The 23,505-nt window shown below is 51.2% G+C and carries 21 protein-coding genes; 11 read left to right on the top strand and 10 right to left on the bottom strand.

Annotated elements, in window-relative coordinates; translation table 11 throughout:
* Positions 1-48: 48 nt before the first annotated feature.
* From NDQ72_06915 to NDQ72_06905, 3 genes are all read right to left on the bottom strand, one after another.
* Positions 49-681, bottom strand: a complete 633-nt coding sequence (locus tag NDQ72_06915) for a thiopurine S-methyltransferase (protein ID WKD29667.1) — start codon at positions 679-681, stop codon at positions 49-51.
* A gap of 54 nt (positions 682-735) precedes the next feature.
* Positions 736-1,371 (bottom strand): TIGR04211 family SH3 domain-containing protein, encoded by a 636-nt coding sequence (locus tag NDQ72_06910; GenBank protein WKD29666.1) that lies wholly within the window; start codon positions 1,369-1,371, stop codon positions 736-738.
* An 84-nt stretch (positions 1,372-1,455) separates the two neighbouring features.
* Positions 1,456-1,785: a DUF1820 family protein gene (locus tag NDQ72_06905; protein WKD29665.1), complete on the bottom strand. Its 330-nt coding sequence runs from the start codon at positions 1,783-1,785 to the stop codon at positions 1,456-1,458.
* Positions 1,786-1,998: 213 nt separating this feature from the next.
* On the opposite strand from NDQ72_06905, the gene NDQ72_06900 reads away from it, so the two are divergent.
* From NDQ72_06900 to NDQ72_06890, 3 genes are read left to right on the top strand one after another with little or no spacing between them, the layout of a single operon-like run.
* Positions 1,999-3,222, top strand: coding sequence for a carboxylate--amine ligase (locus NDQ72_06900; GenBank protein WKD29664.1), 1,224 nt, complete (start codon positions 1,999-2,001; stop codon positions 3,220-3,222).
* A gap of 30 nt (positions 3,223-3,252) precedes the next feature.
* The gene (locus NDQ72_06895; protein WKD29663.1) at positions 3,253-5,283 is read left to right on the top strand and encodes a hypothetical protein; all 2,031 of its coding nucleotides are present in this window, start codon (positions 3,253-3,255) and stop codon (positions 5,281-5,283) included.
* A gap of 43 nt (positions 5,284-5,326) precedes the next feature.
* Positions 5,327-6,103 (top strand): TlyA family RNA methyltransferase, encoded by a 777-nt coding sequence (locus NDQ72_06890; protein ID WKD29662.1) that lies wholly within the window; start codon positions 5,327-5,329, stop codon positions 6,101-6,103.
* 43 nt (positions 6,104-6,146) lie between these two features.
* Here the strand turns inward: NDQ72_06890 and mscK are convergent, their stop codons facing one another.
* Positions 6,147-9,488, bottom strand: coding sequence for a mechanosensitive channel MscK (mscK, locus tag NDQ72_06885; protein WKD29661.1), 3,342 nt, complete (start codon positions 9,486-9,488; stop codon positions 6,147-6,149).
* A 177-nt stretch (positions 9,489-9,665) separates the two neighbouring features.
* On the opposite strand from mscK, the gene NDQ72_06880 reads away from it, so the two are divergent.
* The 4 genes from NDQ72_06880 (at position 9,666) to NDQ72_06865 (ending at position 11,776) form a co-directional block, all read left to right on the top strand.
* Positions 9,666-10,685: a phospholipase A gene (locus NDQ72_06880; protein WKD29660.1), complete on the top strand. Its 1,020-nt coding sequence runs from the start codon at positions 9,666-9,668 to the stop codon at positions 10,683-10,685.
* Between the two features lie 80 nt (positions 10,686-10,765).
* The gene (locus tag NDQ72_06875; protein ID WKD29659.1) at positions 10,766-11,098 is read left to right on the top strand and encodes a DUF883 family protein; all 333 of its coding nucleotides are present in this window, start codon (positions 10,766-10,768) and stop codon (positions 11,096-11,098) included.
* Positions 11,098-11,502, top strand: coding sequence for a phage holin family protein (locus NDQ72_06870; GenBank protein WKD29658.1), 405 nt, complete (start codon positions 11,098-11,100; stop codon positions 11,500-11,502). The genes NDQ72_06875 and NDQ72_06870 overlap by 1 nt, the downstream gene beginning before the upstream one ends.
* A complete protein-coding gene (locus NDQ72_06865) occupies positions 11,477-11,776 on the top strand; it encodes a YqjK-like family protein (GenBank protein ID WKD29657.1) in 300 nt (99 codons plus the stop codon). Before NDQ72_06870 ends, NDQ72_06865 begins: the two co-directional genes overlap by 26 nt.
* A 101-nt stretch (positions 11,777-11,877) precedes the next feature.
* Here NDQ72_06865 and NDQ72_06860 read toward each other — a convergent pair whose 3' ends face one another.
* Positions 11,878-13,062, bottom strand: a complete 1,185-nt coding sequence (locus NDQ72_06860) for an NAD(P)/FAD-dependent oxidoreductase (protein WKD29656.1) — start codon at positions 13,060-13,062, stop codon at positions 11,878-11,880.
* A gap of 193 nt (positions 13,063-13,255) precedes the next feature.
* Between NDQ72_06860 and NDQ72_06855 the strand changes: the two genes are divergently transcribed.
* The gene (locus NDQ72_06855; GenBank protein ID WKD29655.1) at positions 13,256-14,323 is read left to right on the top strand and encodes an efflux RND transporter periplasmic adaptor subunit; all 1,068 of its coding nucleotides are present in this window, start codon (positions 13,256-13,258) and stop codon (positions 14,321-14,323) included.
* Complete coding sequence (locus NDQ72_06850; GenBank protein WKD29654.1) at positions 14,323-17,463, top strand: efflux RND transporter permease subunit; 3,141 nt, start codon at positions 14,323-14,325, stop codon at positions 17,461-17,463. Before NDQ72_06855 ends, NDQ72_06850 begins: the two co-directional genes overlap by 1 nt.
* A 102-nt stretch (positions 17,464-17,565) precedes the next feature.
* On the opposite strand, the gene NDQ72_06845 is transcribed toward NDQ72_06850, so the two are convergent.
* Positions 17,566-17,994, bottom strand: coding sequence for a DUF3617 domain-containing protein (locus NDQ72_06845; protein ID WKD29653.1), 429 nt, complete (start codon positions 17,992-17,994; stop codon positions 17,566-17,568).
* 167 nt (positions 17,995-18,161) lie between these two features.
* On the opposite strand from NDQ72_06845, the gene NDQ72_06840 reads away from it, so the two are divergent.
* Positions 18,162-18,371, top strand: a complete 210-nt coding sequence (locus NDQ72_06840) for a CPXCG motif-containing cysteine-rich protein (protein WKD29652.1) — start codon at positions 18,162-18,164, stop codon at positions 18,369-18,371.
* 9 nt (positions 18,372-18,380) lie between these two features.
* Here NDQ72_06840 and NDQ72_06835 read toward each other — a convergent pair whose 3' ends face one another.
* The 4 genes from NDQ72_06835 to NDQ72_06820 form a co-directional block, all read right to left on the bottom strand.
* On the bottom strand, positions 18,381-19,223 hold the full coding sequence (locus tag NDQ72_06835) for an ABC transporter permease subunit (GenBank protein WKD29651.1): 843 nt from the start codon (positions 19,221-19,223) through the stop codon (positions 18,381-18,383).
* Positions 19,223-20,131, bottom strand: a complete 909-nt coding sequence (locus NDQ72_06830) for an ABC transporter permease subunit (GenBank protein ID WKD29650.1) — start codon at positions 20,129-20,131, stop codon at positions 19,223-19,225. Before NDQ72_06830 ends, NDQ72_06835 begins: the two co-directional genes overlap by 1 nt.
* A gap of 31 nt (positions 20,132-20,162) precedes the next feature.
* Positions 20,163-21,347 (bottom strand): polyamine ABC transporter ATP-binding protein, encoded by a 1,185-nt coding sequence (gene potA, locus NDQ72_06825; GenBank protein ID WKD29649.1) that lies wholly within the window; start codon positions 21,345-21,347, stop codon positions 20,163-20,165.
* A gap of 93 nt (positions 21,348-21,440) precedes the next feature.
* A complete protein-coding gene (locus tag NDQ72_06820) occupies positions 21,441-22,544 on the bottom strand; it encodes a polyamine ABC transporter substrate-binding protein (GenBank protein WKD29648.1) in 1,104 nt (367 codons plus the stop codon).
* 332 nt (positions 22,545-22,876) lie between these two features.
* Between NDQ72_06820 and ahpC the strand changes: the two genes are divergently transcribed.
* Positions 22,877-23,440 (top strand): alkyl hydroperoxide reductase subunit C, encoded by a 564-nt coding sequence (gene ahpC / locus NDQ72_06815; GenBank protein WKD29647.1) that lies wholly within the window; start codon positions 22,877-22,879, stop codon positions 23,438-23,440.
* Positions 23,441-23,505 lie beyond the last annotated feature (65 nt).

The following is a 23,505-nucleotide window of genomic DNA, read 5'->3' as shown; positions in this document are numbered from 1 at the left end:
TATCCTGATAGCTTATTCTGAGAACATCTGCCCGCTTTGCGGGCAGATTTATACGTGCGGGCCACGACGCTCCAGCACCCAAATGCTTTCGCTGCGGCCCCGTTCATCAGCCTCTCTATTCTCAACCAATTCAACGCGGAAGTTGGGCATAAACAAATGCTCAATTTCGCCGTTGGGCACACTGTAAGGTGGGCCTGCATTGTCTTCATCGTGGGTTAACCCCACTAATAACCCTTTAGCACCAGGCGGCACTAACTGGGCAAGGTGGAAGGCATAGCGCTCTCGGGTAGCCGGAGGCAGTGCAATTAATGAAGCGCGGTCATAAAATGCGCCCACTTCCGCTGCCTGCTTGATGTGCAAGTGGAAAAAGTCACCGCACCACACTTCAACGCTACCCTGGCGTGAGACATTAAAACCTGCCTGAGTATAGCGCGATACACTCGCATTGCGCTGAGCCAGAAACTGCTCGATTGCTTCAGGAGCCAACTCAATGCCCAGCACGGGGTGCCCTGCATCTGCTAGCCAACGCATATCCAGGCTTTTTCCGCATAACGGCACAAGTACTTTGGCCCCAGGCGTCACATTAAGCGTAGGCCAGTACTGGACAAGCGCCGGGTGCGTATCAGACAAATGAAAGCCAATACGTCCCTCTTGCCAACGTTGGCGCCAGGGGTTTTCCATTGCGGCCACCTCGTACTCGAAATTTATACGAAACGCTTATTTTTTAACGTCGCTTTAAAACCAGCGGTCTCTCTTTTTACGACGACGCGGCAAATGGGGAACAATCAGACCCACTAATAACCCAGCACCGGCAACCCCACCACCGTACATGAAATAGCGCATCAGCAGATCTTCTTCCTGTGTTTCTAGGCGCGCCTGCAAGGCACGCACCTGCTGGCGAGACTGCTCTGCTTCACTATCAAGCTCGTGGTTACGCGCTTCTAACTCGACGATCCGCTTTTCACGGATATCAAGTGTTTCCGTCATAGAAGAAATGCGCTGCTCCCAAGTATCGTTAATGCCATCCAATTCTTGGGTAAGCTCATCGACTTGGGCTTGTAGTACGGGTAACTGTTGACGGGCACTCGGATCTTGCTGTAGCTCGCTACTGAGCACCCACACCGTATCGCCGCTATTGCTACGTACGCGAGTATAATCACCGCTTGTTTCAAGCGCCTCGACCTGCTCACCCGCATTTAACGTTCCCACAATACGATAACCATCAGTGGGGCCACTACGCACATACGTGCTTAACTCATCGCTTACCCAAGCTTGGTTATCAGACTGAGCAAATGCAGGAGCTCCTCCAATACTCAACAACACGCCAACGGCAGTGGCGTAACAACTACTACGAAGTTTATTTACTTGCATGACGTCATGTCCTGATTGTAAAAACGCGCGAGGCAGACGAAGCCATCGCGCGTATCGCTCAAAGCGGTGCGCTTGTCTAGGCGCTTACCCTTCTCCACGAGGCGGCAATGGAAAGGGACGAGGAAACTCTGCGACGCGGGCATCGCTTTTAACTGCTTTCAAAGGGCCTTCACGTTCTACTTCATCAATACGCACAATGGCGTTAAGCGGCAGATAACTGCGCTTAACACCGTCAAAGGTACGCTGTAGCTTTTCCGCCCCTGGATCAACAACAACCCGCGACGCATCGTCAAAGACAAACTCCTCGACTTCAATAAAGCCCCAGAGTTCGCTTTGAAAGATTTCTCTGACGTATAAATCCCATATTTCACCCTGCTGGTGAACCACCACACGGTAGATCGGCTTGGCCGCCATCTTGGCCTATTCCTCTTGCCACTTGAACATAATGTTAAGGAGCCTAGCCTAACATACTCAGGGGTTTGCTCTTTAGTATGTCACCCTCAAAAGCGCTTATTTTTGACTACTTTCACCGTCAGTGGCTGCTAATTAGCCGACGGAAGGCCCTATCGTGTATGGTGAAGTAAGTGGTATGGCAACTTTATTCACTCACCCATAGGAGTCACCGACATGCAAAAGGATACCAATAAGGGCTATATCGCCCTACTAGGTTGGAGCCTCAATGCGATTGAAGCGGCTGAGAATTTTGACCGCCGCTACATCGTGGTTGCACCCGACTGGGCCGAGGAGTACTGCCAGAAACATGATATCCCCTACGTTCCCTGGAATTTTGAGCGTCTCAATGATCACTCCATCGAAATTGCTGAAACGCTGAAAGAAAAAGGTGTCGACGTCGCTATCCCGCTTTATGAGGAAACCGTTGAGTGGGCTGGCGCTATTAATTCTGTGCTACTCGACAATCCACGTATTTACGGTCAATCACTGTTGCTTCGCGACAAAGCATTGATGAAGCGCCGCGCCCAACTTGGCGGCATTCGCGTGGGTATTTTCGAAGAAGCCCACGATAAAGATGACGTAGTACGCTTTCTTAAACGCGTTAATCAGACGCTACTCAAGCTGGATGGCGACCCCAACGACCCTATCCACCTGAAGGCGTTCGATAAGGCTGGCTGTCTTGGCCACCGCGTTATTCGCACACCGGATGAAGTCGATACTATTCCGGACGAAGAGTTCCCTGTGCTGATGGAATCTCACTTAGACGGCTGGGAATTCGCCGTAGAAGCGTGGATTCACGATGGCAAGATCGCTTTCCTGAATATTTCAGAGTACGTCACACTTGGCTACTCAGTATTTGTGCCCGCGTCTCCAGAGCTTGAAAAATACCGCGAACAGATTACGGCACAAATCGAAAAGCTGATCAAAGCGTTTGATATTGAATTCGGTCTTATTCATCCCGAGTACTTTGTCACCAGCGACGGGGAAATGTACTTTGGCGAAGTCGCTTATCGCCCACCCGGCTTTAAAGTCTTCGAACTTCTTGAGCGGGTTTATGGATTTAACGCCTATCAGGCATCAATGCTGGTATTCGATCCTAAAAGCACAAAAGAAGAAGTCGCTGCTTTCTTTCCCAAAGAAGTAGTGGACGCAGATGGGTTCGCGGGCTGCTTTGGCGTTTATCCCCGCCGCCGGGTTGTTAGCCGCCTGGAGATTCCTGAAGAAACAGAGGATCACCCCTATTTTGAATCCCACGAGCTGACATCACCGGTTGAAGAAACCGTCACTAAACGTACGGCGTTTGGTACCCACTGGGGCTTGGTCTACTTTAAAGGCGAAGACGCACATACACTGCGTGATCTGCTTAAACGCCAAGAAGACCTCGACTTCTATGTATAATCCCTGCCTCGGCTGGGATAAGGAGTCAATGTGACGATCAATCAAGAGGCATCTTCAACTGAAGATGGCAAGCTCAATGGATTGCTGAGCAAATTTGATGATGCGGTGCGCCTGCTTTCGCAGGCGCCTGCTTTTTCTAAACCGGCGAAACTGCCCCGCGTAATGGATACTGCGCGCCGAATCTTGATGCAGGAGGGTGGCTGCGCTGCCCTCGAAGCACGCGCGGCGGATTTTGAATCCGCCGGTGTGTTTGCAGGTTCAGACTGGGAAACCCCACAGTTCCTAGTACCTACTCTCACTACGTTCTCTCTGAAAAGCCCTGACGCCAATGTGGTCGTTATTGAGGCACTGAGTGAACTGCGACTTTTAGCAGTCGCCAAAGGTGATTACTTACATGCTCTGGTATCCCAAGAGCATGCACACCACTATTTAACCCAAGTAATGGCCATCAATCTGTGGCTGTTATTTAACGCACCTAGCGAAGCCGAGCGGGAAACCCAGGGTCGATTAGCAACTATTCCCCGGCAACTGTTTCAACACCTAGCCGACCGAATTGGCTACGAACACGTTATTGATCAGCTAATTGATGAAATATGGCGCATTTTAAAACAGCGCCCTATTCAAGTTGATGCCATAAAACAGATGATCACCCAAATTGCGCTGTGCCAAGTTAATCCAGCAATTGATTTGGGAGCAAGTGGTCAAGGGGCAGACAGGCTGGTTAGTTCACTTTTCGGACCGACCCAAGCTTGTCGAGAAGACCCCGGCGTTGAGCTATACCGTGAACGACTGGAGCGTATGGATAACGCGGCTTTGCAAGCGGAATCCACAGGCTTCGCCCGTGCAATGCATGACACAGGGCTGGTGTCGCCCTATCACACGATACTGATGCGCTATTTACTCGAAGAGGGCGACCACCTTCTATCAGAGGCACTGGGTCTCTCGTCGACGGGGCGCGACTGCCTACTCTGCTATCGCGAGCTAGTGCATGCACTGATTCGCGGTGGTGTTTATCCCGCCACAGCCCAAGCGGTGTATGGCTTGGCACTGCTACTGGAGCGGGGCATTCTCTATCAACCCCCGGTTGCCCCAGCGATGTGGCGGCAGCTAAATCTAAAGCTTTCAGAGTGGTCAGAAGCACGCTTGAACCTTGCTTATGGTGAAGATGCATCACCCCGCGCACGTTTAATTGAAGGTGTGCTTTGCATGTTAGGACTGCCGCTGGGTGTAGGACAGGGCAACAACCCTACCTGCCAGTCAGCGAGAGCGCTTTCTATGTGGGCTTATAACGACCCTGACTATCTACTGCAAATGGTGGCTTGGGCTGCGCGTGATGATGAAATCATTATGCATTTCGAGGGTCAGCCAATCTCTTCAATGGAGAGCGCCTCAGGCGTTGCCTCCGAGCTTCCGATGGACCTCGACCCAGCCTCGTTGATCGTTGTCCCCCATCTTGACCGTATTTACGCTGAGATGGGCAGGCGCTGCATTGGCCGCGAAGGCGATCCCCACCGCTGGGTTAACCCAGAATTTCACGGATGGTGGTCAGGTCGGGGCTTTAGCATCAACGTTGATGTTGCCTCCGGCCAACTTAGCGGCGTAGATAGTTTTATTCGTCACTTCTACGCCAGCTATCACCCTTACTACAATGGCAACCAACCGCTAATTCATCCTCAGCCTGCTGGCATTGCCGTCACTGACAGTGCTGCCCGGTTTATTGGTTGGCATGCAATTACCATTTTGCGCGCTTCGTTAGATCCCAACGATGTGATGAGGATCTATTTTTACAACCCCAATAACGACAGCGGCCAAGATTGGGGAGACGGCGTTAAAGTTAGCACCTCAGGTAACGGAGAACGCTTTGGCGAAGCCTCGCTCCCCTTCGCACAGTTCACGTCTCGATTATATATTTACCACTTTGATCCGTTGGAGCGTGGCGAGTTAGCCACAGTAACGGAAGAAGAACTTGAATCTGTAAAAGGCTATCTGCATCGCAGCTGGGGAGCTAGCCGCTTATCCCCCACCGAACTGCAGGCAGACAAAGGGCCACATACTCCGTAGCGAGACTCGCTAGTAGCGTTTAATAACCGCCATATTGACGACAATGACTCAACTAACACGATTAGACCAATTATTGGTCAGCCAAGGGCTGGCCAGTTCACGTACACGCGCGCAGCGATTAATTCGCAACGGTCGCGTGTTTCTTCAAGATGGCACGCCACTCGTAAAACCATCCGAAAAATGGCCGCTGGATACTCCACTTCATATTGATGAAGACCCTGAGGAACGTTACGTTTCCCGTGCAGGATTAAAATTAGAGGGCGTTCTTAACGCTCTAAACATGCGCCTGGAAGGGTGCATCGTGTTAGACGTTGGCCAATCAACGGGAGGTTTTACCGATTGCTCACTTCAATTTGGCGCCCGACATGTTATCGGTGTTGAAGTCGGGCATACCCAGTTAGCCGAGTGCTTACGTGATGACCCGAGAGTCACGTGTCTTGAAGGCTTAAATGCTCGTCACATGGCATCATCGACAGCCCTTCAACACGCCGTGGCTAAACACCCTATCGATATAGCCGTGATGGACGTTTCGTTCATCTCGCAAACCCTGATTTTGCCTGAGATCGCCGCCCTTCTTCCCATTGGGGGGCAACTACTCTCATTAGTAAAGCCACAGTTTGAGTTAGCACCAGGCGCACTGGATAAGCGTGGCATTGTGCGTAACGCTAGCCGCTATACAGAGGTAGAACAAAAGATACGCGATGCTTGCACAGAGTGTGGCCTAGTCATTAGCCACTGGCAGGAAAGTCCGATTACCGGTGGTGACGGTAATCGGGAGTTTTTACTGTTCGCCACCAAACATGAAGAACCAAGCGTTTAAAAACCAGTACTTAAACACAAGCCCCTCGATGCTAACCTAGTCATTAGCTTAGGTTATCAGGAGGCAGCCGGTTAGCTGACTGCACTTTAACTGACTCGCCTCGGTCGCGGTGCAGCCACACGTCCATCTGCTCGAAGGCCACCCTAACGCCCGCTTCACGGAACAGCTCGTCGATCCGGCAGTTAACTTCGTCAGCAGCAAACAAGCGGTCAAGCAAATCGTTAACGAAAATGCGCAGCTCAAAATTTAGGCTGTGCGGCCCGTAGTTCAGGCAGAAAACCTGAGGTTCTGGGTCTTCTAACACTCGTTCATTTTCGTCGGCAGCCTGGCGCAGCAATGTATGCACTAAAGGCAGATCAGACCCATGAGCAACACCGTAAGTCAGCACCACGCGGGTCACGTTATCCGAAAGTGACCAATTGATGAGCTGATCCGTCACAAACGTTTTGTTCGGAATGATAATTTCTTTTCGGTCAAAGTCGGTCACGGTAGTCGCTCGGATGCGAATCCGACTGACCGTGCCATGAAGATTACCCAGCGTGATGGTGTCACCAATGCGAATTGGGCGCTCAAACAGAATGATCAAACCAGAAATAAAGTTGGCAAATATTTCCTGAAGACCAAAGCCTAAGCCCACGCTCAGCGCCGCCACCAGCCACTGCAATTTATTCCAAGAAACGCCCAGCGTGGCCAATGCCATCACTACGCCAGTACCAACAATGGTATAAGAAAGCAGCGAGCTAATGGCATAAGCACTACCCTGCTTTAAGGACAAGCGTGAAAGCACCATTACTTCCAACAAGCCAGGCAAGTTACGCGCCATAATAAACGTGATGGCAATCACAAGTAGCGAGGTAAACACATCGGAAATCGATAGTGCGTCTCCGACCAAGTCCCCCTCTTGTGCATCCCATATTGACACTTGGTCTAAATAACTCAGCACCGCCAGCAGGTCTGACCACACCAGATACAACAGGGCACTGAAGCCAATCAACAAAATCAACTTTGATAGGCGTAACGACTGAGAGTTAATTTTCTCCATATCCAAAGGTGGCTCTTCAACGACCTCCAGCCCACCTTCTGCGCCCTCTTGTACTTGAGCACGACGCCTGGCGAGCGCACGCCGGTAAGCTAGCCGCCGTGCTGCAACGGCTAAACTACGTACGACAGTAGCCTCAACGACGACCCACAAGCCCAACAGGTAAAGGGTGATTGCAAAGCGAGCAACCAGCTGCAACGCCGTATACTCATATCCCCACACCACAAGTCCAAGGAGTACTAGCGGTACTGAAGCCATCGCTAGACCTAACACCAACCGGAAGAGTCGCACTCCGAAAAATGGCACATGGGCCAGGATTAATAGTGCCAACCACCAGCTCATTGCCACCAGGCCCGCGGCAAACAGCCCTATCGCCACTGGGCGCAACGCCAGCGGTGTTTCCATTTGCCCAGAGAGCGCGGCAATAACAACCACGGGCGCTAACGCCAGTCCGAAACCACCCAGCAGCTTACGCAACCGCGCTGTATAAGCAGGTGCCCAGGTGAAATGGCGCTCAGCAACCCCATCATGAACGAGGAGCCGACGGCCCCAAGCCACGACAGCCCAGCTAAGCGCCAGTTGCAGCAGCGCTGGCGAAACACTACTTGCCAGTGCGCCTTCAGCCTCACTTAGGCCTATGCCAATACCTGCCAACCCCAACGGCCCTGGCAACGCAAGAAGAGCGTTTAGCAACACCGCCTTGGTGGTATGCAGCTGAGTATCACTTTTCAGTCGACCAATTTGTGAGTGAATGAGCGCAAGCCGTGCTTTAATTCGCCGACGCAGCCCAACCAGAACCACGCCAAGCAAAATAAACGGCGTGCCAATCAGCATTTTCCAAGAAAAACCTTCCCACTGGGAGGGCAAAACCGCCCGCCACTCACCTTCTCGCCACTCCAGTTGAAGGTTGTGGGGAATTTGTCGTAACCAATTGAAATCTAGAGGACGGCTATTAGCTACCCAGAATAGCTGTTCATCAATGGTCGCCCGTAAATCGCGCGTCGTCTCTAATAGCTGTTGTTGATTAAGTTGAAGTTCAATAGCGGCACTCAGCAGGCTTCCGTAAGATTGCTCAAGCTGCTCTACCAATTCACGACGCGACTGATAAAGGCGTGTTAGGGAGTCCACCAATCCAGGCGTGACGTCAACCCCTGCTTCCTGCAAGCGCTGGGTCGCTAAGCGATCGCTTTGGCGCAACTGATCACGCTGCCGAATCAAATCAAACTGTTTGAGACGCAAATCAGCAATTTCATCTTGTAAATCACGCCTTGGCGCGACTAACGGTAACGACTGGCGCTGCTCTCGAAGAATACGCGACAACAATTGGCTACCACGAATAGCATCAATTTGTTCGTTCAGGCTACGCTGAAGTTGCCGTACATGATCTAACTGACGCTGGGCTTCAATATTCTCACGTATAATGCCATTCGCTCTATCCGTTGTTCGCAACAGTTCAAGGCTCAGTGCTTGGTTCGCTTGCTGAGCATTGAGCACCACAGGGTGCCCTTCAGCGATCAGTGGATCATTCTTTGCGGCGTCAGCAATTGCCTGCTCAGATTGTAGCCGCCGCTGACGATCAATGACGCCTTGCAATAAATTAAGCTGCTGCTCCTGCTGGTCTATTTGCAGCTCAATGAGTTCCCGGCGCTCCTGGGCCAACTCTCGCAGCCGACTGTTGGCACTTAGTTCACGCTGGTTAAGGTTTACTTCCTGCTCTGCAAGGGCTCGCTCAATGCGCCACTGAATTAACTGTGCATCGTGGCGTGCCGATAGTTGCCGATCACCCAGCAAGGCTTCTCGCTCATCAGACTGACGGCGTAAACTTTCAGTGCGCTGTAACGCATCTGAAATTGCTTGCTGAGCGCGCTCAGGCAGTGTTTGCGCGGCCAACAGCTGGGAGTTAACTTCGGCTAATTGGCTTTGAAGCCGCTGAAGCTCCACGACAGCCTCTGCTTGCTGCGCTTCCAGCTGATTCAGTGGCATATCACTAAGGTTATCCACCGACAACTGTCGGCTTTGTTCCTCCGCTTCGTTCAGCTCACGCTCTAGACGAAGCAATATTTCGGGCGCTTGGACAACCCGTTGCTCTAATGCCTCAATGCGCTCTTCAACCGCGTGCAGGCGCTCATAGCCTTGTAGCGCAGCCGTCAACGCTTCTTTGACCTGAGTTTGCTCGGTGGTTAGCTCGCTTTCTTGCGACTCAAGCTCGGCTAATCGCTCAGATAGCTGCTCCTCAGAAGGGACCTGATCAAGCAACGCAGCCTGCGCGTATACGGCACCAGCAGTCGTAAACAATAGATAAATAAAGCAGAGCTTGAGGAGTGCCTTCAGTGCATTTTTGACCACGTTAGATATGCCTCATCGACATGGATACTACTCCAATCAGGAAGACTGCTATTGTCAGCCGTTCTGGCTTCTTACGCAATCTAGCGCGTTTGACGAACGGGAGGAGTTGACTTACGCGATGAGCGTGTATAGAAGAGACTCTGATAACTGCCTTTTATTTATTTGCGAGCCATTTTGATGGTCATTCGAAAACTGTTGCTAGCTAGTTTAATTGTCTTGTTAGGCACTGAAAGCGCCTTTGCAGAGACACGTGAGGAAATTGAGGCTCGTATACGCGCACTCAGCACTGAACTTTATCAGTTGCGTCAACAGCTGCAACAGGTTGAAGATCCTACAGAAAGTGAGTCAACGCCCCCCTCAAAACTGCTCCCAGAAGAGATGGCGCTTGAGGATCTCAGTGAACGCCGCCAATTCGAGCACGAGTCGTCACGCAATCCGTTTGCGATTACGACTCACCGAACTAATTATCTTTTCCCAATTAGCTATAGCACCAACCAGAACAGCGAAAACTTTCGTAGCATTTCCGCAGACTCTCCACCTAACGACGTCGAAGTGAAATTTCAGTTTAGCGCTAAATTCAACCTCGCAGAGGATGTGTTTGGCGACATTGGCGATGTCTATTTTGCCTACACCCAGCGCAGCTGGTGGCAGGCCTATAATACCGATGCTTCTTCCCCCTTCCGGGAAACTAACTATGAACCTGAAATTTTTATTGATTTTGATAACGCCTGGAGCGCATTAGGCTGGGTAAATACGCGCAATCGCCTCTCCTTCATTCATCAGTCTAACGGCCGTTCAGACCCGCTTTCACGCAGTTGGAACAGAGTTTATCTGGAAAGCACGTTCCAACGCGGTGACTGGGCACTGTCACTCGCTCCTCATTGGCGCGTACCTGAGTCCAGCGGCGACGATGACAACCCAGACATAGAACGCTTTGTCGGTTATGGCGATATCCGCCTGGCAAAACGACTCAATGGCAACCACGAGGTCGCGGGGCAGCTGCGTGGCAACCCAAGCGCGGGTAACTATGGCACTCAAATAGACTACAGCTGGCCTGCATTTAACAATGTGCGTGCCCATCTTCAGTACTACTACGGCTACGGAGAGAGCATGATTGACTACAACAATCGCGTGCATCGTCTCAGCATCGGCTTTAGCTTAAACCCTCTGTTCAGTACGTCAGGGCTGAACCGATAGCGCCTAAGGTTGTCTTATGATTAACGGCTGCTATGCTGGAGTTGACACTTATTCATATTCACTCGTCAAAGGATGACATCATGGCTAAACGTAATACTGATACCTCTGCTCGTGCTGACCAGTTGAAGGAAGATCTCCGCCACCTGAGTGAAACCGTCGAAGAGTTAATGAATGCCACGTCAAAAGATGCAAGTGGCGAGATGCGCGACCTTCGTGAACGCGCAGAAAAACGACTGAAAGACACCCGAGCGCGCTTAGAAGCTCGCGGCGAACGACTTTACGAAGACACGCGTGAAACGCTGTCTCAGCAAGTTGATTGCTGCGATCGTTACGTGCACGAAAACCCCTGGGCTAGTATTGGTATTGGTGCCGCTGCTGGTCTAGTGGTGGGTATGCTTCTCGGTCGTCGCTAATGGCTTTAGGGCCAACACAACGCGTCTTCTCTGCCGCCAAACGTCTGCTGAAATCATTAATCGCTAATGGTGAGACTCGACTTCGTTTGGCGGTTTTAGAATTAGAAGAGGAGCGCGCTCGTTTATTGACCCTGCTTTTGTTAGCAGGGGCTAGCCTTTTGTTGCTGTTGTTAGGCGTCGCGACACTTACCGCATTGATAGTAGTACTGTTTTGGGACACTTATCGGCTTACTGCGATTGGCGTGAGTGCAGGCGTTCTTATTGCCTTAAGTTTTTTACTAGCGGTTATTGCTATTCGGCAAGCCAAGCAACATACGCTGTTAAAAGAAACGCTTAAACAACTCTCCGCTGACCGAGCCTTGTTGGAGGTGAATGAGGATGACTCAACCCAACACCGTCAATAAGCCTCCCAGTCGAGCCGAACGCAAAGCCGCCTTGTTAGCGGAGCTAGAGCAACAGCGTATCGATATATTGGTTGATAGCGATACGCTTACTAAGGCAGCCTCACCGCTAGACAAGAATTGGCGCAGCCTTAAAATACCTTTGTATGTAATTGGTGGCGTCGCTGCTTTGCGTATTTTGCGCCATCCAGGTGGCGCAATGGCGGTTGGCAGAAAAGCACTGGCTAGCTACATGTTGATACGAAAGCTGAAGCTGCTAGCAAAAGTGGCTAGTTAGCAAGTTACTAGCGATATTTTCTGAGAACGACACTGGGCCATTTTTTTATAAACGCTAATTTTGAATGCTCTACGTGTTTACGGCCCAGTTCTTTACACTCATCAGCATGCCTGCCCGCAAGCAACACCACTTGCCCAAGCCCACTGAAAGTTGTACCCCCCCAATTCCCCCGTCACATCTAGCACTTCACCGATAAGCCTAAGCTGCGGTAGGTCTTTCACTGCAAATGTTTTTGATGAAATCGCTTCCGTACTTACCCCGCCCATCGTTACCTCAGCTGTTCGCCACCCTTCTGTACCTGACGGTTTTAACTGCCACTGGTTTAGCCGCTGAGCCCAGTGATCAAGCGCATCATTACTGTACTCAGCCAGAGGGCTGGTAAGATTGACGTCTGGGTACCACTCTAGCAACGCTTGGGCAAAGCGCTTTGGAAAACGCTCTCCCAGCCAAGTGGACAGCTGACGCTTAGGGGTCGCATGACGTGCATGACGTAACACGTCAGCAGCCTGTTCACTTGGTAGTAAATTAATAGTGATCGTGTCGCCAGGTTGCCAAACGCTGGAAATTTGCAGCATCGATGGGCCTGACAGGCCACGATGAGTAAATAGCATTGGCTCTTTAAAACGCCTCCCATTGCAGCCAACCTCGCATGGCACACTGACCCCAGAAAGTGCTGCTGCGCGCTCTTTCCAACTATCGCTCAAGGTAAACGGCACCAAGCCTGGGCGGGTAGGCAGAACATCTAAGCCAAACTGACGGGCAATATCATAACCAAACCCTGTCGCTCCCATCGTGGGTATCGAAAGTCCTCCCGTCGCAATCACTACCGTACCTGCGTCTATGCTTCCCAACGACGTGGCTAAGCGCATGCTATCCCCCATTCGCTCCAGCCTAGAAATTGACGTGCTGAGCGACACCTCGACGCCGGCCCATTCACACTCGGTGAGTAAGACGCTAACAATATCTTTAGCGGAGCTCGCACAAAAGAGCTGGCCTGGGGCTTTTTCCACATACTCAACACCATGCCGTTCTATCAACGACACAAAATGCTCAGGACGGTAACGCTTTAACGCAGAAATGCAAAAATACGGATTTTCCGAGTAAAAATTCTGAGGCGTAGTCGCAAGATTGGTAAAATTGCAGCGTCCTCCTCCCGACATCAATATTTTCTTGCCCGCCTTGTTGGCATGGTCCACTAACAGTACACGACGCCCCGCGTAACCCGCTTGAGCCGCACACATTAAACCAGCGGCTCCTGCACCAATGACGACGACGTCGTAGACCATAAAATTAGGCTCCCAGGATGAAAAAATGAGAGGCATTTTAACAGGTAAATAGCTCAAAATTACTGTACATTAAAAATATAACGTACAAATAACGTATATCTTTTTAACAAAATATCACTGTAGACACTTCACCCTCTAACACGGTGATCCCCTAAGTGGTATTACTAGGCATTTTGATAACACTGAGACGCTCATGCTTGTTTGTAAACGTATCTTTCTCTTCTGGTTGTTTACCCTGATATGGGCTAGTCCGCTGTTGGCACAGTCGCCCCCTCCAGTTATTGGGCACTACGCCGCCATAACGACTTGGTCTGATCCGCTTGAAGCATTAGGGACACTGAGTGCAGATGAAAGCGTGACACTTTCTGCCACGGTGACCGATACGATTGCCGAGATCAATTTTGAAGATGGCGAACAAGTAGAGCGCGGAAGGCTATTAATTCGTTTAGAAGATGCTGAAGAACAGGCTCAGCTAAGGGCTGCGCAAGCCCTCAATGATGAACGTCGCAATGCGCTAGGCCGAGCCACCCAGTTGCAACAACGCAACCTCGCTCCGCGTGCAGACGTAGAAGACACCCAGGCTCGTTTACGCCAATCACAAGCCGACGCACAAGCGTTAGAGGCCAGGTTGTCAAATTATCGCTTACATGCCCCTTTTAGCGGGCGGGTTGGCTTTCGTAACGTCAGTATCGGTGCATTAGTAACACCCGGCATGGAGCTTGTTACGCTTGATAAGCTAGATGTCATGAAGCTCGACTTTACCGTACCTGAAGTATTTTTAGGGCGTTTATCCAACGGCCTAAAGCTTAGTGCTACTACAGCGGCATTCCCAGACGAGGTCTTCAGCGGTGAGATCTCTAGCATTGGCACCCGCATTGACCCCATCACCCGCAGTGTTAACGTTCGCGCTGAAATGGTAAACCCTGGGCTTCGTCTACGGCCTGGGATGTTAATGGAGGTCGTGGTTCAACAGCGAGTTCGCAACACCCTGGTACTTCCTGAAGCAGCGATCGAACCCAGTGGCAACCGCCACTTTGCGATGCTGATCAACCAACAGGACGACACCTCTCGATTAGAGCGGCGAGAAGTCATCATTGGCGAACGACGAAGTGGTGAAGTAGAGGTGCTGGAGGGTATCAATGCAGGCGACCTAATCGTGATTCACGGATTACAACTCGCACGAGATGGCCAGCAAGTCAGGCTGCTAGGTATCGCTGATGAAGAAACGGATATTCGCACGCTACTGGAGGCTGATCGCTAATGCGTTTATCCGACATCTCAGTTCAGCGGCCCGTGCTGGCGATGGTGATTGCTACGCTGATTATCGCGTTTGGTTTACTGGCACTCAACCGGCTGCCCCTACAAGAATACCCAACGGTTGATCCGCCTATCGTTAGTATTGATACCCGCTATCCTGGCGCATCAGCAAGCGTTGTAGAGACACGCATTACCCAAGTGCTCGAAGACCGTATCGCCGGCGTGGAAGGCATTGAGTTAATTACCTCGCAAAGCGAGGATGGTCGTTCGCGAGTGGAAATCGAGTTCGCCATCACCATGGATATCAATGCTGCCGCCAACGATATCCGCGATCGTATTTCAGGAGCACTGCGCAACCTTCCAGATGATGCCGATAATCCTGAGGTCACTAAAGCCGACAGTAGTGAGACGATTGTCGTGTGGCTAAGCCTCTCTGGTGCGGATTACTCCATTACCGAACTGACCGATTATGCCAATCGCTTTCTGGTGGACAGCCTTTCGGTACAACCCGGCGTTGCAAGGGTGCGCGTGGGTGGTGGACGTGACTACGCGATGCGAGTTTGGCTAGACCGCAATGCAATCGCCGCACGGGGGCTAACCGTCGGTGATATTGAGGATGCTCTACGTGCTGAGAACGTTGAGTTGCCAGCGGGCTCAATTGAATCCGAAGATCGCCAATTTATTGTCCGTTTGCCGCGCAGCTTCGCGACCGCGGATGATTTTAAGCAGATTGCTTTAATTGAAGGCAGTAACGGGTATCTAGTACGCCTGGGCGATGTAGCGCGTGTCGAGATAGGCTCGGTAGAGGACCGATCTGTGTTTCGTGCCAATGGCATCCCGATGGTGGGGCTGGGCATGATCATGCAATCAACGGCTAACGTAGTAGAGCTATCGGAAGCCGTTCGACAAGAACTTGATCGGCTTCAAGGCACCTTGCCGGAGGGGATGTCACTCAGCCTTAACTATGATGCGTCAGTATTCGTTTCAGGCGCTATCGAACAAGTCGTGATGACGCTGTTTATCGCCATGGGGCTAGTCGTCGTGGTGATGTTTATGTTCTTAGGTAATCTGCGCACCACATTAGTGCCTGCAGTGACGGTGCCGATTGCCGTCATTGGGGCATTTACCGCCCTAGCCGCTATGAACTTTTCGATTAATCTACTCACGCTATTGGCGCTGGTGCTGGCGATTGGGTTGATTGTTGATGACGCGATTGTAGTGCTTGAAAATATCAATCGGCGTATGCACGACTACGGAGAAACACCTCTGGTCGCAGCATTTCGAGGCACACGGCAAATCGCTTTTGCGGTGATTGCTACCACGCTGGTGCTAGTGGCAGTCTTCGTTCCCCTCAGCATGCTGCAGGGGGATATTGGTCGGCTATTTTCAGAGTTCGCACTTACCATGGCGGCAGCGGTTGTTGTCTCAACCCTACTAGCCCTTACCCTCACCCCGATGATGGCTTCTAAAATTCTCAAGCCGGGCATGCATGATAGCCGGCTTAGCCAAGCCGTTCAGTGGCTGCTAACGGGCACCCAACGTCGTTACCAGCGCGCATTAGAAATCGTACTCACATTAAAGTGGCTGATCGTTGCCCTGTTTTTCTTGTTGATAGCCGCTACCGCCTGGCTGGCAACCGAGCTGCCCAATGAATACACCCCGCAAGAAGATCGAGGCAATTTCATTATCCTTGTCAACGGCCCAGAAGGCGCAACGTTTGACTATATGATGGACTATATGGATGAGATAGAGGCCAGATTGACGCCTTTTGTGGACAATGGTGAGCTTGAACGCATTGTGGTTCGTGCACCACGTGGCTTTGGTAATATCGAAAATTTCAACAGCGGTTTTATTATCGTCAACATGGCTGACTGGGGAAGCCGTCGTAGCGCTTGGGAAATCATGGCCGAGATTCGTCAGCAGCTACGAACACTGCCGGGTGTTCAGGCCTTTCCAGTGATGAGACAAGGTTTTGGACAGCGCACTCAAAAACCTGTGCAATTCGTGCTCGGAGGCGGTACTTACGAGGATTTAGCGCGTTGGCGGGATAGGTTGGTTACTCATGTACGTGAAAACAATCCACGTATTACCGCTATCGAAAGTAATTATGATGAGACCCAGCCCCAGTTACGCGTGGATATCAATTATGAGCGCGCGGCAGCGTTGGGCGTCACGGTGACAGAGATAGGTCGAACGCTGGAAGTGCTACTCGGTGGGCGTAACGTCACGCGCTATGTAGATGACGGGGAAGAGTACGATGTCATCCTTGAAGGTGACCGCAGCGGTCAAAACAGTCCTGCTGCGCTAAACAATATTCAAGTGCGCTCAGCACGTTCAGGAGAGCTGATTCCGCTAGCCAGCCTGGTAACGCTCTCTGACTTCGCGGGTGCTAGCACATTGAACCGCTTTGATCGCGTTCGCGCCATTACGATTGAAGCCAATCTAGCCGATGGTTATCCCCTTGGTGAAGCATTGGAATACTTACAACAAGCCGCCGACAAAGTATTGCCTGAAGAGGTACAAACAAACCTTGCCGGGCCTTCTCGCGATTTTCAACAGGCCAGTGGCGCTACCATGTTCTTATTAGTGCTCGGTGCCGTAGTGGTTTACTTAGTACTTGCGGCCCAGTTTGAAAGCTTAATTCACCCGTTTGTTATCATGCTGACCGTCCCGCTAGCCATGATCGGCGCCCTGCTTGCTCTGCTGCTTAGCGGACAATCACTCAATATCTATAGCCAAGTAGGCTTAGTACTACTGATTGGCCTTGCCGCTAAAAATGGCATTCTGATTGTTGAGTTTGCCAACCAGCTTCGCGATGAGGGCCAAGCGTTTCGCTCTGCCTTGATTGAAGCGTCGGTAACACGCCTGCGACCGATTCTAATGACTGCGGTCACTACAATGGCGGGTGCAATACCGCTGATACTATCAAGCGGTCCAGGTGCGGAATCACGACTCGTTATTGGCACTGTCATTATGGCGGGTGTTGGCTCCGCGACCGTGTTTACGCTGTTTGTCGTCCCAGTAGCCTACGACCTGCTTGCGCGTTACTCAGGCTCGCCTGGGGCCGTTAAACGCCAATTAGAAGAAGAGATAGCCAGCGCTCCTATCGCTCATCATACGCCGCTTAATACCCCCGAGCGCTAACATGAACCATTGAGAAAGGTCATATAGCGGCCTTGGCACTAAGCAAAAGGCGCCACACAGGCGCCTTTTGTTTTAGGTCATGAAGATACGCTAACTGCCGTCTTATTCGCAGTTACCAATACGCTCGCCTTCAATCACTGTATTCATGGTCAGCTCGCCCATCGGCGATTGGGTGAATATATCCACGTTGCCTTCGATCTTCTCACCCATAAAACGCATTTCGCCATCAATAGTCGCTTCACCGCCATCGGCACGGCAAATCATGCTGTAGGAAAGGCCATCGGCATTCATATCCTGGCTGAGCAACTCGCAGCCCTCTTCCTCTTCAATGAAGCCAAACTCAGCGCTATCCAGCTCTTCTTGAGTGATGCACTGACGTTCGGTTTCCGTTTGATCGGGAATTTGCATGTCACCACTCATGCTGGTCACGCTGACAAACTCCCACTCGCCAGGCGTGACGTTCGGGGTTTCTGCCTGGGCGACCATCGGGAAGGCCAAAAAGGCCGCTACTGCCATGTGTCGTATCATCATCGCACTCATCTCTAGGTGGCTTTAAGGAATACGTTATTATCCTACCTGATTCATTACTTACATGTCCTACCGGACAGGCTCACTGCTACACTATTATCTTCAGAGTTGCTCATTTTCAGGGCTTTTCGATAAAAGGGCGCTAGCGATCACATTAAGGGGAAATAGCCATGCAGGATGACGCACTAGTCAATTATGACTTTTACTGCCCCTACTGCGATACACCACTCACGTTTCTTATCGACACCTCTCAAGGTAGCCACGATACCTGGGAGGATTGCCACCAGTGCTGTGCACCGATTCAATTACACATCATTGTCTCGCTAATAACCGGTGAGCTAGAAGCCGTGCTCACCGGGCGAGACGACGATGTGCTTTAGCGCCCGTCGCTAAGCACTCTCGGCTTGTCGCAGCAGTGCTTTTCGTTTTGCTTCACCCCGACGCATAAAGAACCACGCCAATAGCGTCGTCAGCGATACCGCCAGAATAATCAGCGTAGCCAGCGCATTGATCTTAGGCGACACCCCCATCCGCACCGACGAAAACACCACCATTGGCAACGTGTTGGCACCAGGGCCAGAGACGAAGCTGGCAATAACCAAGTCATCTAGTGACAGCGTGAATGCCAGCAACCACCCCGCTGCTAATGCAGGCGAAATAACCGGCAGCGTAATAAAGAAGAAGGTCTTCACCGGTGGCGAGCCTAAATCCATGGCAGCTTCTTCAATAGAGCGATCAATTTCACGCAAGCGGGCTGCCACAACCACCGCAACATACGCACTGCAAAACGTTGTGTGAGCAATCCAAATAGTCGCCATGCCACGATCAGCCGGCCAGCCAATCAGTTGAGCCATCTGCACGAATAGTAATAGTAGCGACAGTCCCGTAATAACTTCCGGCATTACCAGCGGCGCGGTAACCATACTCGACAGTGCCGTCTTGCCGCGAAAATGGCCATAACGCGTCATTACAAAAGCGGCCACTGTACCCAAGCATACCGCCATGCTGGCGGCAAAAAAGGCAATTTTCAGACTGGTCCACACCGCCGACAGGATCTGTTGATCACGAAATAGTTCGCCATACCATTGTGTAGAGAAGCCTGCCCACACGGTCACCAGTCGTGAGGCATTGAAGGAGTAGACCACCAATACCGCCATCGGCAAATAAAGAAACAACAGACCCAACACCAACATCACGGAGGTAAAGCGTGGACGTCTACGCAGTCTCATCATTATTCAAGCTCCCGTGACTGGTAGCGATGGAACAGCACAATGGGAATTAACAGCAGCAATAGCATTACCATGGCTAACGCCGAAGCCACCGGCCAGTCGCGGTTTAAGAAGAACTCTTCCCACAACACTTTGCCAATCATCAGCGTATCCGGTCCCCCGAGCAGTTCAGGGATCACAAACTCACCGACGGCGGGAATAAATACCAGCATAGAGCCCGCGATGATTCCACCCATAGAGAGCGGCAGCGTGACTTTGATAAAGGTATTAAGCTTGCGTGAACCTAGATCAGACGCCGCTTCTAGCAGCGAGTTATCCAACCGCGTTAGATGGGCATAAAGCGGTAGCACCATAAACGGCAGATAGGCATAAACAATGCCGATAATGACAGCAAACTGGGTGTTCATCATGCGTAGCGGTGAGTCGATCAGCCCCATTCCCAGCAATACGTTATTGATTAACCCGCTATTACTTAAAATACCCATCCATGCATAGACGCGAATCAAAAACGACGTCCACGACGGCAGCATCACCAACAGCAGCAAAATAAGTTGCCAGCGCCCCGGAGCACGCGCCATCGCATACGCCATCGGATAGCCAATCAACAGGCATATCGCTGTCGCTACAAATGCGGTTTTTATCGAGCCCCAGTAGGCCGCCACATAGAGAGAATCTGACAACAAAAACAAATAGTTGCCCAGATTCAAAAAGATATTGAGTGTTTGATCAGCATACTCCACCAGCGGCCCATAGGGTGGAATAGCAATTGCTGCTTGCGAAAGACTAATCTTTAGGACCAGCGCAAACGGCAACAAAAAGAACAGCGTAAGCCACAAAAGCGGAAGCGCGATAACTGCGCGACGACCTAATTGCAACCGCTTTACGAAGCCTGCAATGCGAGATGGCATCACGATAGACGATCTCCTGTCAGCCACTGAGGCATTAGCGGTTCAGCACGATAGCGCTATGGTCTTCCCAATAGACATAAACACTATCCTCCCAGGTTGGACGATCACCACGCCGCTCAGTATTGGCCATACTCACTTTAATCATTTGCCCAGAAGCAGTACGCACGTAGTAAAGCGAGTAGCCGCCCAAGTAAGCAATATCATCAACCTTGCCTGCTTCCCAGTTATACTCTGCGGATGGCTGCTCACGGGTTAGCCAAATTTTCTCCGGGCGCAGCGCAGCCCACACGCGGCGATCTACCGCCTGGGTCGTAATGCCATGATCAATATAGATCGGTCGAGATAGGGCGGGTGATGCAATGCGACAGTGGTCCGCAGCGTCTTCGATGATTTCGCCTTCGAACAGATTCACCGTACCGACAAATTCCGCCACCATTCGGCTGGCCGGGCTTTCATAAATATCGACCGGCGAACCCACCTGCTCTATCCAGCCGTCGGCCATAATCGCCACGCGGTCCGCCATGGTCATGGCTTCTTCTTGGTCGTGGGTAACCATGATGCAGGTCACTCCTACCTGCTCAATGATCTCGACAACCTCAAGCTGCATTTCAGTGCGCAGTTTTTTATCCAACGCCCCCATCGGCTCATCCAGCAACAGCAGCTTGGGACGTTTGGCCAGTGAACGGGCAAGCGCTACCCGCTGGCGCTGTCCGCCGGAAAGCTGATGCGGTTTACGCTTAGCAAAACGTTCCATATGCACTAGTTTGAGCATTTGCGCGACACGGGCATCGACATCGGCCTTAGCTAGCTTGTCCTGCTTGAGCCCAAAAGCGATGTTTTGCGCTACCGTCATGTGGGGAAATAACGCGTAGGATTGAAACATCATATTGATTTGACGCTTATGTGGCGGCATAGAGGTGATATCTTCGTCGCCTAGCAGAATCCGCCCTTCGCTGGGCGTTTCAAACCCCGCCAACATACGCAACAACGTCGACTTGCCTGATCCTGACCCACCTAGCAAGGCGAAAATTTCGCCGCGCTTTACCTGTAAATTAACATCATCGACCGCAAGCGCATCGTCGAAGCGCTTACTTAAGCGCTTTACCTCAAGCACACTATCTTCTGCAAACCTTGGCGTTTTTCCCTGAGCGCGCTGAGCGGCGAGAGGAGTTACCGCAGGAGAGGATGACGGCTCGTTCGACAGGGGCGTAGTGACCATTCGCCACTCCCATCAAAAGGCCCGGAAACCGGGCGTTAAAAAAGTAACAGCGAGCCCAGCATTCGCTTGGCTCGCTGTTAGGCGATGACTAAATTAACGACCTGATTTGACGCGATTCCAGATACGCGTACGTGCGCGCAGAACGTCTTGAGGTTTTTCAGCCTGCAAATAGAGGTTTTCCATCACCTCGGCTTCAGGGTAAATAGCCGGGTCATTGATAATTTCATCCGAGAGATATTCATTAGCCGCCGCATTAGGGTTGGCATAACGCACGTACTCGGTAATTTCAGCGGCGATTTCCGGATCAAGAATAAAATTAATGAAGGCGTGGGCATTTTCAGAATTCGGCGCATCCGCGGGCACTGCCATCATATCAAACCACAGCGCAGCCCCCTCTTTGGGAATGCTGTAGCCAATTTTGAAGTCACGGCCAGCTTCTTCGGCACGATCAGCCGCCTGAAAAACATCGCCGGAATAGCCTGCGGCCACACAAATGTCACCGTTCGCTAAGTCGGAAACGTAACGAGAAGAGTGGAAATAGGTTATGTCATCACGAACACTGGCAATAAGTTCACCAGCAGCTTCCAGGTCTTCGATATTTTCACTGCGCGGATCAAACCCTAGATAGGCCATGGCGGGAGATAGCATTTCATCAGCAGAATCCAACATAGACAGCCCACAGCCGGCCTCGCTCAACGCGGCGGTAATTTCAGGATCAAAGAGCAGCGCCCAGCTATTCAGTGGCGCGTCATCGCCTAAAATGTCTGTCACACGATCAACATTATAACCAATGCCGTTGGTACCCCACATATAGGGCACCGAGTATTCACTACCCGAATCGATCTCTTCCAGGCTGGCCATCAATTCAGGATTAAGGTTATCTAAATTAGGCAATAGCTCATGATTGAGGGGCTGGAAAACACCGGCCTTCACCTGGCGGGTAAAATAATAAGTAGAAGGAACCACAACATCGTAGCCAGAACGGCCAGACAAAAGCGCAGCGTCTAATATTTCATTGCTGTCATAAACATCATAGGTCACTTCAATACCGGTGCGCTCAGTAAACTTTTCTAGCGTTTCAGGGGCGATATAGTCGGACCAGTTGTAAACTCGCACTTCATTCGCTTGTGCATTAGCAGCCGCTACGGCAAAAGATAGGGCCGTAACGGCCACTGAAAGTTTGTGAATATTGCCCATCTCACTACTCCTTATATCGCTAAGAATATTTCGTTAACTGCCAAGTCACTCAAACGTCAAGCTTACGCTAAAACATTGAAAACAGCTGTGGCTACTATGCCAGATAAGCGAATTTTGCGGTGCAGCGACATCTATCGCAAGCCCATGGGGAAAATTCTTGTATTCTGCTTAATGCGACCCCACTTGTAGGGTAGCCAACTCTGAAAAACACACATTGATAGCCCAATACTATTGCTTAGATGCATTTTTACAATTTTAGCTATTGGTCGTAGTTGGTTACCATGAGCAATAACTTTTTCCACCACCACTCACTTATTTTGGAGACGTTCTGAATGTCCTTGATCAATACTGAAGTAAAACCGTTTAAAGCGACTGCCTACCTGAACGGCGAATTTATCGACGTCACTGAAGCAGACTTGCAAGGTAAATGGTCTATTTTCTTCTTTTATCCTGCTGATTTCACCTTTGTCTGCCCGACAGAGCTTGGCGACTTGGCTGACAACTACGCTGAATTTAAAAAGCTAGGTGTTGAAATCTACAGCGTGTCTACTGATACCCACTTTACTCACAAAGCTTGGCACGACAGCTCTGAAACCATCGGCAAGCTGCAGTACCCGATGATTGCTGACCCGACCTTACAGATCTCTCGCAACTTCGAGGTATTGATTGAAGAAGCAGGTCTTGCAGAGCGCGGTACCTTCGTTGTTGATCCCGACGGCAAAATTCAGATCGTCGAAATCAACGCTGGCAACATCGGCCGTAACGCTGAAGAGCTACTGCGCAAAGTGAAAGCTGCCCAGTACGTTCGCGCGAACCCAAACGAAGTATGCCCGGCTAAATGGAAAGAAGGCGAAGAGACTCTTGCTCCGTCTCTGGACCTCGTAGGCAAAATCTAAACGGCCTACCGCTGCCGTTCAGGGTTGCCCCTTAAGGCAGCACGACACCCGGGCATACCCCGGGT

It is taken from the genome of Halomonas sp. KG2 (genome assembly GCA_030440445.1).
In the GTDB taxonomy this organism is placed as follows: Bacteria; Pseudomonadota; Gammaproteobacteria; order Pseudomonadales; family Halomonadaceae; genus Vreelandella.
Note: the sequence above shows the minus strand (reverse complement) of the source record. Positions and strands in the feature narration are given on the sequence as shown.